Here is a 13,243-nt window from a genome sequence, read left to right on the forward strand (position 1 = left end):
CCGCCCGGGCCAGACCGGTCAGGCGCGATGACGCTGAAAATAGTCTATCAGCGTTTCCGGCCGCAGCGGGCGACTAAAGATATAACCCTGCAGGTGAGTCACGCCGCGATTGATCAGCCACGCCGCCTGTTCGCCCGTTTCCACGCCCTCGGCCACGCTTTTCAGGTTCAGCTTTTTTGCCAGCTGCAGTACGGTATCCAGAACAGGCGAGGTCAGCGTCTCGGTGCCGATACTCTGCACAAAGCCGCGATCGATTTTCAGGTAATCAAAGGCGTAGCGCTCCAGATAGATCAGTGCGCTGTGTCCGGTGCCGAAGTCATCAATGGCGATGCGGATCTGCTGCTGATGCAGCCAGTCAAACAGCTCGCCGACATTTTCGTCGCGCACCATGACGCGTTCAGTAATCTCGAACACATAATTAAAGTGGCCGACCGGCATGCTCTCAAGCCAGTTCAGGACATCCTGACGGAAGCTGCGGTCGGCCAGGTGCAGGGGCGAAATGTTGAGGCTGAGGCTGGCATAACGGGGAACGGTGTGACAGAGCAGGTGCGCATCGCGGGAAACCAGCTGAAACAGATGGCGGGTCAGTGGAACAATCAGGTTTTGCGACTCGGCATACTGAATAAAGACATCGGGCGGGATCGGGCCTTCCGTCGGGTGCGTCCAGCGCAGCAGTGCCTCCATGCCATAAGGCTGACTATCGTGAGAAGTAACCAGCGGCTGATACTCCACGTGAAACTCGCCCCGCTTCATGCCCCGAATCAGCTCTCTGCCCGGACGCTGATAGTGGGCGAGCAGCAGCCAGCAGCCACCGGCAACCAGCAGTGACAGCAGCAGACCACTCAGCAGGATGTTCTGATAATCGCTGAAGGCGAGAGTGGAACCGTAGAGAACAAACTGCAGCGGATAGCCTTCCAGCGACCGCTGAACCAGCGGTGTCGGCAGGTTCTCATTCTCCGTTACGCCATGCTGCCAGCTGGTCAGGGCACTGTGCTGTGCCACCAGCGCCATACCGGTAATCTCCGGATGCCAGGAGGCCATCAGCTGATAGGGGGCCAGGCTGATGTTGAGTGTCGCGAAAACCCCGGTCTGCAGATTGCCGGGATTCTTTACCCACAGGGCCAGGGCCGGTTTATCCGGCTGCAACGGCGTGCCCGGCATCAGCTGCAAATCGGTATCGCGCGAGATATCACTCTGGGGCGAAATCACGTTGATCGGCAGACTGAAACTGCCGGTGGCCGAGGAGCAAAAGGCATTGCCATTGTTCACCAGCAGGATGGCACGAAGATTCCCGGCAAAGGCGGCGCGTGAGGTCAGTTCACGATTGATGGTATGGCAGGCATTATGGGTAAACGGAAGCAGGGGACTGAGGGTGCTGTTATACAGGCTGGCGAGCGTTTGCTGTAGTGCCGACCGGCTGTGCTCCAGCAGGCGCTGATGTTGCCGCTCGCGCTTATGCCAGGTGTGATGCATCGCCAGCAGCGTGAACAGGAGAAAGAATAGGCCGCCGACCATCGCGCTACGCCATGCGATTCGGTGAGGATAGGTGGCATGGCGCTGTAGCGCCCCCGACAGTGGCATGAGGAGCTTCCCCTGATCAAATTATTATTATGTTAATGCACACGACTGCTTCGGTTTAAGCGACCGAGAATATAACGAGAATGCCGGGGATGTCTCGTTATTAATCTGAAATACAATGCTTTTATCTGCTATGGCGAAGGCGGATAAAACAAAAGACGAAAAAAAACGCTGCGTAAGCAGCGTTTCATGTTCTCTGGCTGAGAGAAAATCGAATCTGAGGATCAGGACGGGTTACGACTCAGTACCCGGCGCCCTTCACGGTAACGCTTTTTCCAGTAGTCATCATTCAGACTGGAGATCATGACGCCACTGCTGGTTGAGGCATGAACGAAGTTATCGTTGCCCAGATAGATCCCGACATGACGACCGGTTGAACCTGCGCGGAACATCACCAGATCGCCCGGACGCAGTTTACTGCGGGTAATTTCTCTGCCGGTGTCCTGCTGCTCAGAGGTGGAGCGGGGTAATTCCAGGCCAAACTGATCGCGGAAGGTACGTTGTACAAAGGCGGAACAGTCGATTCCGCGTTTGGTATCGCCACCGAGACGATAGCGCACACCTTTCCAGACGGCGTATTGTTCCATGATGCGCGACTTAACGTCGACATTACGCACCATTTCTTCAAACTCATCCTGAGACGCCTGAAGTAAAAAACCATTCTGGTTGTTAACTTCATGATTCTCGTTATTCGCGTTCTGACTGCTATGGGTACTGCTACAAGCTGAGAGGAGGGTTGCCAGCGCCAGTGCGGGCACAATCCGCAAAATATATCTCAGTATTGGTTGAGACTTGACCATTATTCGGGTTTTCCTTCGATGTCCTTACGACAGAATTGTCGCCAGCCAGATAACAAAACAGGGAGATTAATAAGCGAGACAGACTAAGACAAATCCTTAATGACTAAAATGTGTTAATGGACACATTTTTTCACGGTAAAAATCCGAATTTTCTGCCGCTAATGCCTCACAGGGACTGAGGTTAACTGATTACACACGCCGTGGCGAGTGCTTTTAATCAATTTTATATAGGTTTTTTTGATGTGAAATCAAACCGTAACACGCTGACTAATTTAGCAACAATTATGGGGAAATGATGGCGATAACAAGCGGTAAAAGGGGCGCCAATTCGGCGCATAGAAACGGATTCTGGAATTTTCTTTATTGACAGCGGCGGGTGACGACTATTTAACCACCTGGCGGGGTCATAACCTTTTCCTCTCGCTATTTTAATTAGCAGACTAATAATGATGAGCTGTTTTTTATTAGCGCGGGCAGTTAACATCCTGTCAAATAAACCGACCGCGCTTAACATTTACATCACGGGCTTATATTTTCCCGGTAATTTGCGATAAAACCAGTTAACCAGCGCGTCACTGGCAGGGGTTAAAAGCCACCAGCTCAGACCCACCAGAACCACGGACAGCGATCCCACGGCAATATCGGTAAACCAGTGCGCCCCGGCCATGACGCGCGGCAGAGAAAATAGCACCACAATTGCCAGCGCGATTAAAAAACGGCTGAAACCAAAATAACGCCAGATAAAGCAGGCGAAAATAATCAGCATCATGCCGTGGTCGCCAGGGAAGCTGTCTTTCGACGCATCTTTGGCGGGAATGCCGGTCAGCTCACTGACGCGATGCACGTTTTCGAAGAAGAGGGTCGGGCTGGAGTGTTTCACCGGCAGCAGATGCCCCAGCTGATTCAGCACCACGGCAGTCAGCAGCATGGTGATACCGATAGCCAGCATCCGGCGGCGTGCCTGAGGCGCTTCATGGCGCCAGATCGACAGATACAGCAGGCCCATCGCCAGCAGTGACACCACATCAAAGCCACGGAAGTTGGTGATAGCGACGATCAGCGCAAACAGCGGATGGGTCACCATCTGATTATTGAAGCCATAAAAAATCGATTTATCGATGCCGAACCAGAAACCATGCTGAGGCGGCAGATACCACGAAAGAAAGAGCACGACGCCCAGGGCATTCAGCAGCAGGATAGTAATAAGACGAATTGCGCGCATAAGTAAGCTCAATTAAAAAAATAACCGCCGACAATACCTCTGTTAGCGTAAACGGCACTTCAACAACGCCGATTGTAGCCGATTCCAGTCAGCCTGCTCAGAATGAATAATCTCGATGCGGCTGTCGGATGGCGTGGCGGCGAGTGTCTCACTCTGCAACTCTTTTGCCTGACGGTTAATACGCATTGTGCCTTCGCGGATGCGCATCACGCCTTTGATCCGATCCACCGGCGCCTGCCGGACCCACTCCAGCAGCGCAGCGGCGTCAAACAACGTGTCACTATCAAACAGCCAGCCGCAGGCGCTATAGCCCTGTCCGTGGTTCAGCGCCCGCCGCCAGCGCGCCGCCCCTTCCAGCTGTAAGGCGGCCAGACCGCTCGCCGGTTTCGTCGTATGAGGGTGATGATGGTGATGATGGTGTGGCAGGGGAAGTTCACGTGGCTGGCGCGGCGTATCAAGCAGGCCGGAGGGAATCCGGCCAAACTCGGTCGCGATCACTGGACGTGGCGGCTGCATCTGCTGCTGCCAGTCAGTCAGACGCTGACGATCTTCATCCTCCCAGCAGTCGCGCTTGTTGGCGATAATGATGTCGGCGGCAGCCAGCTGGTCGCGGAAGTTCTCATCGGCGACCACGCGCGGATCGGCAAGCTGGCGCGCATCGAGTAGCGTCAGGGTGGCATTAAGTTGCAGCCACGACTGATAGACCGGCGCGCTGAGCATCTCCAGCACCTGGCGCGGATGCCCCAGGCCGGTCGGCTCTATCAGCAACCGGTCAGGCCTGCTCTTCAGCAGCATATTCAGCCCGACCTGCATGGGCAGGCCATTGACGCAGCAGAGACAGCCGCCAGGGATCTCTTTCAGCGTCGCGCCGCGATCCGCCAGCAGCGCGCCATCGATGCCGATTTCGCCAAATTCATTGACCAGCACGGCCCACTGTTCGCCTGCGGGCCTGGCGGCCAGCAGATGGCAGAGCAGGGTGGTTTTTCCGCTGCCTAAAAAACCGGTGATGAGATTAACGCGCGTCATGGGAAGGCTCCTGCCGGGATAGCGTGATAATGTAATACTATAACATTATCACGATCGGTTTCCCGCCCTCGCTTACTCGGCGCGCCCCATATAGCGACGTTCGGCAATATGGATGCGGATGCGGTCACCGTTGCTCAGATATTCCGGCACCTGAATCGAGAGGCCGGTGCTCATTCCGGCGGGTTTGGTGCGGGCGCTGGCAGAAGCACCTTTAATACCCGGCGAGGTTTCAACGATCTCCATATCGACCGTCTGGGGCAGTTCCAGTGCCAGCACCTGACCTTCCATCGTCAGCACATGGATACCCGGAATGCCTCCTTCCGGAATAAACAGCAGCTCTTCTTCGATCTGATCGCATTTGAAGGTGTAGGGGGTGTAGTCTTCGTCATCCATAAAGATATATTCGTCACCATCTATATAAGAGAAGGTCACGCTGCGACGGCTGAGCGAAATCGCATCAATAATCTCGTCGCCCTTAAAGCGCTCTTCAACTTTTAAACCGGTACGGACATCGGTAAAGCGCATCTTATAGAGGGTGGCGGCACCGCGTGCGCTGGGGCTCTGGACATCAATGTCCTTAACCAGCAGCAGTTTACCGTTGTGCGTGACGGCCATCCCTTTTTTGATTTCGTTGGCTTTTGGCATTGCTGTTCTCGCTATCTTGAGAGTGAAGTGCGCGCAACGTTACTCGCGCCGGTGAAAACTGGCAATATCGCGGGTGCGAAATTTTGCGTCAGGCCGCCGCATTCATGGTAATTGTCGCGCCGGACTGCTATTGTCGCCGCGACTTTCTTTGCCGGAGCTCAGCATGCAATGCCGTAGCCAGTGCGGTGCCTGTTGCACGGCACCCTCTATCTCATCCCCCATCCCCGGTATGCCCGACGGCAAGCCCGCCAATACCCCCTGCATTCAGCTTGATGCGCTGCTGCGCTGCAAACTCTTTGGTTCGCCCCTGCGTCCCGCCGTCTGTTCCGGGCTGCAGCCGCAAGCGAGCATGTGCGGCGACTCGCGCGAGCAGGCGATGACCTGGTTGCTGCAGCTGGAAGCGGATACGGCCCCCTGAGGCGCTGACGCAGCTGACGTTTTTCTGATGGCGTGGTTGCCTTACAGCAATAGCTTCAGCCGGATCGACCTTTCTGCCTCACAACCGTCATGAAATGTGCGTAACATCAAAAATCTGCTACGCCGTTTGCGCATTTTCTTGCCTGCAGAATCGCGCTGTACCACAATCCCTGAAACGTTTCAGCGGTGGTCCGGCAACCTGTCCCTGACAGTGCGACGCAAAAATCTCCCCACCGGCTGAAACGATTCAATCTCAGCAAGCGAGGAGAATTATGTTCCAGCTCGAATTGCAGGCTATCCATACCGGAGCCAGCGCCCAGAATAAAGAAGAGGCCATTCGTCAGGTCGCTGCCGCGTTAACCGCGGCGGGCAATGTGACTGAAGGGTATGTCAACGGCATGCTGGCGCGCGAACAGCAAACCTCCACCTTTCTCGGTAACGGCATCGCTATCCCTCATGGCACCACAGACACCCGCGATCTGGTGCTGAAAACCGGCGTTCAGGTGTTTCAGTTCCCGCAGGGCATTGCCTGGGGTGACGATCAGACCGCCTATGTCGCCATCGGCATTGCCGCGAAGTCTGATGAGCATCTGGCGCTGCTGCGTCAGTTGACCCACGTTCTGAGCGATGACTCCGTTGCCGAACAGCTGAAAACCGCCTCTGCTGAAGATCTTCGTGCGTTGCTGATGGGCGAGAAACAAGCCGCCGAATTCAGCTTCGACACCGCATTAATTACCCTTAACGTCGCGGCCAGCGACCTGATCACCCTACAGGCGATGAACGCCGGTCGTCTGCAATCCGCTGGCGTTGTGGATGCCAGCTATGTGGCGGATGTGGTTTCAGCCTCCCCGCTGAACCTGGGGCAGGGCATCTGGCTCAGCGACAGCAGCCTGGGCAACCTGCGCAGTGGCGTGGCGATCAGCCGTGCTGCCCATCCCTTCGACCATCAGGGCGAATCGGCTGCGATGCTGATCAGCGTGTCGGCAACCGATGAACGTCCACTGGAGGTGCTGGGCTACCTGAGCGCCTTACTGCAGCAGGGGAAAGCCGATCGTCTGCTGAAAGCGGATGCCGCAGGCGTTTATGCGCTGCTGACCAGCGAAGTCGATGAGCAGGCTGACGTGCTGACCGCTGAATTCACCATCCGCAACGAACATGGCCTGCATGCCCGTCCGGGCACGGCGCTGGTCAGCGTCATCAAGCAGTTCAACAGCGAGATCACCGTGACCAACCTCGACGGCAGCGGTAAACCTGCCAATGGTCGCAGCCTGATGAAAGTGGTGGCGCTGGGCGTGAAGAAAGGGCATCGCCTGCGCTTTACCGCCAGCGGCGATGATGCTCAGCAGGCGCTGAACGCCATTGAAGAGGCGATCAGCAGTGGTCTGGGCGAGGGGGCAGCATGAGCAGACGTGTCGCCACCATTACGCTGAATCCGGCGTATGACCTGGTGGGCTATACCCCTGAAATTGAACGCGGCGAAGTCAATCTGGTGAAAACCACCGGACTGCATGCGGCGGGCAAGGGCATTAACGTCGCCAAAGTCCTGAAAGATCTGGGCATTGACGTGACCGTCGGCGGCTTCCTGGGCAAAGAGAATCAGGATGGCTTCCAGCAGCTGTTCAGCGAGCTGGGTATTGCTAACCGTTTTCAGGTGGTGCCAGGCCGCACCCGCATCAACGTGAAACTCACCGAACAGACCGGCGATGTGACCGATCTGAATTTCTCCGGTTTTCAGGTGACGGGTCAGGACTGGGATCGCTTCACCACCGACTCCCTGACCTGGCTGGGCCAGTTCGATATGGTCTGCGTCAGCGGCAGCCTGCCGGAAGGAGTCGATCACGACGCCTTTACCCGCTGGATGACCGAACTGCGCACCCACTGCCCGTGCATCATCTTTGACAGCAGCCGTGAGGCGCTGGTGGCAGGACTGAAAGCCGCCCCGTGGCTGGTGAAGCCTAACCGCCGTGAGCTGGAAATCTGGGCCGGTCGCAAACTGCCGACGCTGCAGGATGTGATTGGTGCCGCGCACGAACTGCGCGAGCAGGGCATCGCCCATGTGGTGATTTCACTGGGCGCAGAAGGGGCGCTGTGGGTCAACGCCTCCGGCGAATGGATTGCCAAACCCCCGGTCTGCGATGTGGTCAGCACCGTGGGTGCCGGCGACTCAATGGTGGGCGGCCTGATTTATGGTCTGCTGATGCGCGAGTCCAGCGAGCATACGCTGCGTCTTGCCACTGCCGTGGCGGCGATGGCCGTCAGCCAGAGTAATGTTGGTGTATCCGATCGAACTCAGTTGGCCGCCATGATGGCGCGTGTCGACTTACAACCCGTTAACTGACAGCAGGAGAGCGATAATGAAAACGCTGCTGATAAAAGACCCTACACTGGGACTGGCTTCCGCTTACATGGCGCAACAGCGCCTGGCTGCTGCGGCAGCTGCTGCGGGCCTGACCCTGACTGAAAACCCTGCCGATGCTGAACTGGTGATTGTGCTGGGTAAAAACGTGCCGGACGACGCGGCGCTGAACGGCAAAGCGCTCTGGCAGGGCGATGTCCAGCTGGCCGTCCGTGAGCCGGAAACCTTTCTGAACCGCGCGAAAGCAGAAGCCAAGACCTGGCAGTCGCAGGCTGCGGTGGCGACACCGGCGGGCGCATCTGCTGCGGCTCCGGCTCAGGCTGGCGCGCAGAAACGTGTGGTTGCCGTTACCGCCTGTCCGACCGGCGTGGCGCACACCTTTATGGCGGCTGAGGCGATTCAGGCCGAAGCAACCCGTCGCGGCTGGTGGGTGAAAGTTGAAACCCGCGGTTCAGTCGGGGCCGGTAACGCGATTACCCCGGAAGAAGTAGCGGCAGCCGATCTGGTGATCGTGGCCGCCGATATCGAAGTCGATCTGGCGAAATTTGCCGGTAAGCCGATGTACCGCACCTCAACCGGACTGGCGCTGAAGAAAACCGCCCAGGAACTGGATAAAGCGGTAGCCGAAGCGAAGCCTTATAAAGCGGCTGCCAGCGGACAGAGCAACGCCAGCGCAGAAGAGGAGAAAAAGCAGGGCGGCGCAGGGGCGTATCGTCATCTGCTGACCGGCGTCTCCTATATGCTGCCGATGGTGGTCGCAGGCGGTCTGAGCATCGCACTCTCATTTGCCTTTGGTATCACCGCATTTAAAGAGCCGGGCACGCTGGCGGCTGCCCTGATGCAAATCGGTGGTGGCAGCGCCTTTGCCCTGATGGTGCCGGTACTGGCGGGCTTTATCGCCTTCTCCATCGCTGACCGTCCGGGTCTGACCCCGGGTCTGATTGGCGGTATGATCGCCACCAGCATCAACGCCGGTTTCTTAGGCGGCATTATCGCGGGCTTCATTGCCGGTTATGCGGCGAAGCTGATCAGCGGCAAAGTTAAACTGCCGCAGAGTATGGAAGCGCTGAAACCGATACTGATTATTCCGCTGTTTGCCAGTCTGATTACCGGCCTGCTGATGATCTACGTGGTAGGCAAACCGGTTGCGGGCATCATGAACGGTCTGACCCACTGGCTGGCGAACATGGGCACCGCCAACGCGGTTCTGCTGGGCGCGATTCTGGGCGGCATGATGTGTACTGACATGGGTGGTCCGGTGAACAAGGTGGCTTACGCGTTTGGCGTTGGCTTACTGAGCTCGCAGACGTATGCACCGATGGCCGCCATCATGGCCGCCGGCATGGTGCCACCGCTGGCGATGGGTGTGGCCACGCTGGTTGCACGTCGTAAGTTCAACAAAGGTCAGCAGGAAGGGGGCAAAGCGGCGCTGGTTCTGGGTCTCTGCTTTATCTCTGAAGGTGCGATTCCGTTTGCGGCCCGCGACCCGATGCGTGTTCTGCCTTGCTGCATCGTGGGTGGCGCGGTGACCGGTGCCATCTCCATGGCGATTGGCGCGAAACTGATGGCGCCGCACGGTGGGCTGTTCGTTCTGCTGATCCCTGGCGCGATTACCCCGGTACTCGGTTATCTGATGGCGATCGTCATCGGCACCGCGATTGCGGGTCTGAGCTACGCGGTACTGAAACGTCCGGAAGAGCAGCTGGCGAAAGCCTGATATGCGGAAGTGAAATAAACAGGGAGCCAGATGGCTCCCTGTTTGCTTTGTTAAGGTACCTGCTCAGGGAGCCTTCAGGCTCCTTTTTCTATGCCTGCTGTTCGGCTTTCAGCCACGCAATCTCATCTTTCCAGATATCGGGATTGATGGTTTCCAGAATCAGCGGGATGCCATCGAAGCGGGGATCTTTCATCAGCCAGCTGAACACCGTCCTGCCGATGTTTCCTTCTCCCAGACTGTGATGGCGGTCAACGCGGCTGTCGAAGGCGCTCTTGGCGTCGTTCAGGTGCATGCCACGCAGATACTGAAAACCGACGATGCGCTCAAAGCTGGCAAAGGTCGCTTCGCAGTCTGCCTCGGTACGCAGATCATACCCGCCGGCAAACGCATGGCAGGTATCAATGCAGACCCCGACACGCGATTTGTCTTCGACATGCTCAATAATGGTGGCGAGATGCTCGAAGCGGAAGCCCAGATTACTGCCCTGACCGGCCGTATTTTCGATGACGGCGGTAACGTTCTGCGTCTGGTCGAGCGCGACATTGATCGACTCGGCGATGCGCTTCAGGCAGCTCTCCTCATCGATCTGATGCAGATGGCTGCCGGGGTGGAAGTTCAGCAGCGTCAGCCCCAGCTGGTCAGCACGCCGCAGTTCATCAATGAAGGCCGCGCGGGACTTCTCCAGCGCCTCCTCAACCGGATGGCCCAGGTTAATCAGAAAACTGTCGTGCGGCAGGATCTGCTGTGATGTGAAGTGATAAGTCTCGCAGGCGGCGCGAAAAGCATCAATGACCTCAGTGGTCAGCGGGGCGGCCTTCCACTGACGCTGATTTTTTGTAAAGAGGGCGAAGGCGGTGGCTTCTAATTCATGGGCGCGGATCACGGCCTGATCCACTCCCCCTGCCGCACTGACGTGTGCGCCAATATATTTCATGCCTTTCTCCTGGGGCTATGCACGGATGAAACGGCATGATACCCGATGCGGTTAGCCCATGAAATGTTGCACCAGCAGATTGATCGTGCCACCGCCTGCGATTAACCAGCCAAAGACCAGCGCACCCAGCAGCAGGGGTTTAACACCCGCTTCACGCAGCGCGCTGAAACGGGTGGTTAAGCCCAGCGCGGCCATCGCCATCGCCAGCAGCAGGCCAGCCAGCTGATTCAGTGAGGCCACCAGCGCAGCAGGCAGCAGCTGCAGCGAGTTAAACAGCGCGACCGCAATAAACAGTAAGGCAAACCAGGGAAAGGTCACCGGCTGACGGGCGCCGCCCTGACGCCCACCGCGCAGCATCGTCCCCAGGCAGAGCAGGAATGGGGCCAGCATCATCACCCGCAGCATCTTGGCAATAACCGCGCTGTTTTCGGCTTCCGGGCTGATACTGTGTCCGGCTGCCACCACCTGCGCCACTTCATGAATCGTGGACCCGGTGAAAACGCCAAACTGTGCAGCGCTCAGAGCCGGAAACAGATGATGCGCCAGCGGCCAGAGCAGGGGATAGATGAAGATCGCCAGCGTGCCGAACAGCACCACGGTCGCGATGGCCACCGCGACTTTCGACGGCGCGGCTTTGACCACCGGCTCGGTCGCCAGCACCGCTGCCGCACCGCAGATACTGCTGCCTGCGCCAATCAGCCAGACGGTTTCGCGATCCAGCTTCAGTAACCGGATACCCAGCAGACAGGTGATAAAGAAGGTGCTGCTCAGGGTCAGCGCATCGATCAGGATGCCGCTGACGCCGACATCGGCAATCTGCTGTAAAGTAATACGAAAGCCAAACAGGATGATCCCGAGCCGCAGCAGCTTCTGCTTCGCCAGCGCGACGCCGCTGTCGCAGTGTGATGAGAGAAGGGAACAGACGCTATTCCCGACCACGATGCCCAGCATGATCGCCAGCGTCAGTGAACCCAGTCCCAGCCCCGCGATCAACGGCTGTTGCCCCAGCCAGCTCGCCGCTGCGGCGAGCGCGGCGGTCAGCAGCAGACCGGGAAACAGGCGCACAACGGGATAGTGCGTTTTAACGATGCTCAGTTCGGCCATAAGGGTCACTCCTCTTCAGTGAGTGTCGATCATGGCGCGCACTGGCTTAAAAGTGAAATTGATAATATATTTATAATCAACCGGAATAAACGATAAGGCCGACATTATGAGCGTTTTGCGTCTGCGCCGCTGGGCAACGCTGATCAAGAGGGATGTGCTGGTACTCTGGTTCGCCTTTCGCGACCCGCGCACGCCCTGGTGGAACAAGCTGGGCATGCTGGGCCTGGTCGCCTATGGCGTCAGCCCGATCGATTTCATCCCGGATGTGATACCGTTTGTGGGACTGCTGGATGACGCGGTCATCATCCCGACCGGTGTTATGCTGCTGCTGCGCCTGCTGCCGCGTGAGGTGCGCATCAGCAGCAGCGAAAGGGCCGCATCCCGGCGTTCCCGCGGCAAAAAAATCGCAGGCTGGCTGGTGGTAGTGGGGCTGATCTGGCTGGCGCTGATCATCTATCTCGTCAGACATTAACAGACTAGAGGATCGACGATGCACATTACGCTGCGGCAAATCGAAGTCTTTACCGAAGTGCTCAAGAGTGGCTCGACGACCCAGGCGTCGCAGCTGCTGGCGCTGTCGCAGTCGGCGGTCAGCGCGGCGCTGGCCGATCTGGAGAGTCAGCTTGGAGTTCAGCTCTTTGATCGGGTCGGTAAACGACTGGTGCTGAACGAACATGGCCGCCTGCTTTATCCCCGCGCTGTGGGTCTGCTGGAGCAGGCGGGGGAGATTGAGCAGCTGTTCAAAGAGGACAACGGGGCCATCCGCATCTTCGCCAGCAGCACCATCGGTAACTATCTGCTGCCGGGCATGATGGCGGCCTGGCGACGCGATTTTCCCGGCCTGCCGCTGGAGCTGAGCGTAGGCAACAGTCAGGATGCGATTCAGGCGGTCTCCGACTTCCGCGTCGATGTCGGCCTGATTGAGGGGCCGTGCCATATGACAGAACTAGTCAGTGAACCCTGGCTGGAGGATGAGCTGGTGGTGTTTGCCGCGCCGGATGCGCCTGTTCTGCAGCAGCCGGTCACCCTGAAAACGCTGGCGGACGCCCCCTGGATCCTGCGCGAACGCGGCTCCGGCACCCGTGAAATCGTCGATTATCTGCTGCTGTCTCACCTGCCGAGCTTTCAGCTGGGGATGGAGCTCGGCAACTCTGAAGCGATTAAACATGCGGTGCGCCACGGCATGGGGATCAGCTGCCTGTCGCGCCGGGTGATCGCCGATCTGCTGGAGGCGGGAACGCTGATTGAACTGACGATTCCGCTGCCGCGCCTGACCCGGACGCTGTATCGCATCCATCACCGGCAGAAGCATATTTCCAAAGCGCTGACGCGCTTTTTATCCTACTGCCGTGAGTGACCGCTAATAATTCGGGCGCGATCATGAACTTAACTAATAACAGCGTGGCTCCGCTATACAGAGGCGAGCTGGCTGCTACAATCTCGC

General features: G+C 57.8%; 13 protein-coding genes. 6 read left to right on the top strand and 7 right to left on the bottom strand.

Annotated features, from left to right (window positions below; translation table 11 throughout):
- Positions 1 to 18: 18 nt before the first annotated feature.
- The 5 genes from OXR04_RS00680 to yeiP form a co-directional block, all read right to left on the bottom strand.
- Positions 19 to 1,581 (bottom strand): cyclic di-GMP phosphodiesterase, encoded by a 1,563-nt coding sequence (locus OXR04_RS00680; RefSeq protein WP_267371712.1) that lies wholly within the window; start codon positions 1,579 to 1,581, stop codon positions 19 to 21.
- Positions 1,582 to 1,802: 221 nt separating this feature from the next.
- Positions 1,803 to 2,378, bottom strand: coding sequence for a bifunctional murein DD-endopeptidase/murein LD-carboxypeptidase (gene mepS, locus OXR04_RS00685; protein ID WP_046102239.1), 576 nt, complete (start codon positions 2,376 to 2,378; stop codon positions 1,803 to 1,805).
- A gap of 514 nt (positions 2,379 to 2,892) precedes the next feature.
- Positions 2,893 to 3,600, bottom strand: coding sequence for a phosphatase PAP2 family protein (locus OXR04_RS00690; RefSeq protein ID WP_009089134.1), 708 nt, complete (start codon positions 3,598 to 3,600; stop codon positions 2,893 to 2,895).
- A gap of 42 nt (positions 3,601 to 3,642) precedes the next feature.
- Complete coding sequence (locus OXR04_RS00695; RefSeq protein WP_267371710.1) at positions 3,643 to 4,626, bottom strand: GTP-binding protein; 984 nt, start codon at positions 4,624 to 4,626, stop codon at positions 3,643 to 3,645.
- A gap of 72 nt (positions 4,627 to 4,698) precedes the next feature.
- On the bottom strand, positions 4,699 to 5,271 hold the full coding sequence (gene yeiP / locus OXR04_RS00700) for an elongation factor P-like protein YeiP (RefSeq protein WP_267371708.1): 573 nt from the start codon (positions 5,269 to 5,271) through the stop codon (positions 4,699 to 4,701).
- A gap of 163 nt (positions 5,272 to 5,434) precedes the next feature.
- Here yeiP and OXR04_RS00705 point away from each other — a divergent pair, with 163 nt between their 5' ends.
- The 4 genes from OXR04_RS00705 to fruA all read left to right on the top strand — a co-directional run bounded on the left by OXR04_RS00705 (position 5,435) and on the right by fruA (position 9,761).
- Positions 5,435 to 5,689, top strand: coding sequence for a YkgJ family cysteine cluster protein (locus OXR04_RS00705; protein WP_009089140.1), 255 nt, complete (start codon positions 5,435 to 5,437; stop codon positions 5,687 to 5,689).
- 271 nt (positions 5,690 to 5,960) lie between these two features.
- Complete coding sequence (gene fruB, locus OXR04_RS00710; protein ID WP_267371705.1) at positions 5,961 to 7,091, top strand: fused PTS fructose transporter subunit IIA/HPr protein; 1,131 nt, start codon at positions 5,961 to 5,963, stop codon at positions 7,089 to 7,091.
- A complete protein-coding gene (gene fruK / locus OXR04_RS00715) occupies positions 7,088 to 8,026 on the top strand; it encodes a 1-phosphofructokinase (RefSeq protein ID WP_009089145.1) in 939 nt (312 codons plus the stop codon). Before fruB ends, fruK begins: the two co-directional genes overlap by 4 nt.
- 16 nt (positions 8,027 to 8,042) lie before the next feature.
- Positions 8,043 to 9,761, top strand: a complete 1,719-nt coding sequence (gene fruA, locus OXR04_RS00720) for a PTS fructose transporter subunit IIBC (RefSeq protein ID WP_058956716.1) — start codon at positions 8,043 to 8,045, stop codon at positions 9,759 to 9,761.
- Positions 9,762 to 9,849: 88 nt separating this feature from the next.
- Here the strand turns inward: fruA and nfo are convergent, their stop codons facing one another.
- Together nfo and OXR04_RS00730 are read right to left on the bottom strand one after the other, a co-directional pair.
- Entirely contained in the window at positions 9,850 to 10,695 is an 846-nt protein-coding gene (gene nfo, locus OXR04_RS00725; protein WP_058956715.1) for a deoxyribonuclease IV, read from the bottom strand.
- Positions 10,696 to 10,746: 51 nt separating this feature from the next.
- Complete coding sequence (locus OXR04_RS00730; protein ID WP_267371700.1) at positions 10,747 to 11,799, bottom strand: YeiH family putative sulfate export transporter; 1,053 nt, start codon at positions 11,797 to 11,799, stop codon at positions 10,747 to 10,749.
- A gap of 106 nt (positions 11,800 to 11,905) precedes the next feature.
- On the opposite strand from OXR04_RS00730, the gene OXR04_RS00735 reads away from it, so the two are divergent.
- Complete coding sequence (locus OXR04_RS00735) at positions 11,906 to 12,271, top strand: YkvA family protein (RefSeq protein ID WP_046102233.1); 366 nt, start codon at positions 11,906 to 11,908, stop codon at positions 12,269 to 12,271.
- Positions 12,272 to 12,289: 18 nt separating this feature from the next.
- On the top strand, positions 12,290 to 13,156 hold the full coding sequence (gene yieE / locus OXR04_RS00740) for a DNA-binding transcriptional regulator YeiE (protein WP_111208541.1): 867 nt from the start codon (positions 12,290 to 12,292) through the stop codon (positions 13,154 to 13,156).
- Positions 13,157 to 13,243 lie beyond the last annotated feature (87 nt).

This window comes from Pantoea sp. GM_Pan_3 (assembly GCF_026541045.1).
GTDB lineage: Bacteria > Pseudomonadota > Gammaproteobacteria > Enterobacterales > Enterobacteriaceae > Pantoea > Pantoea anthophila.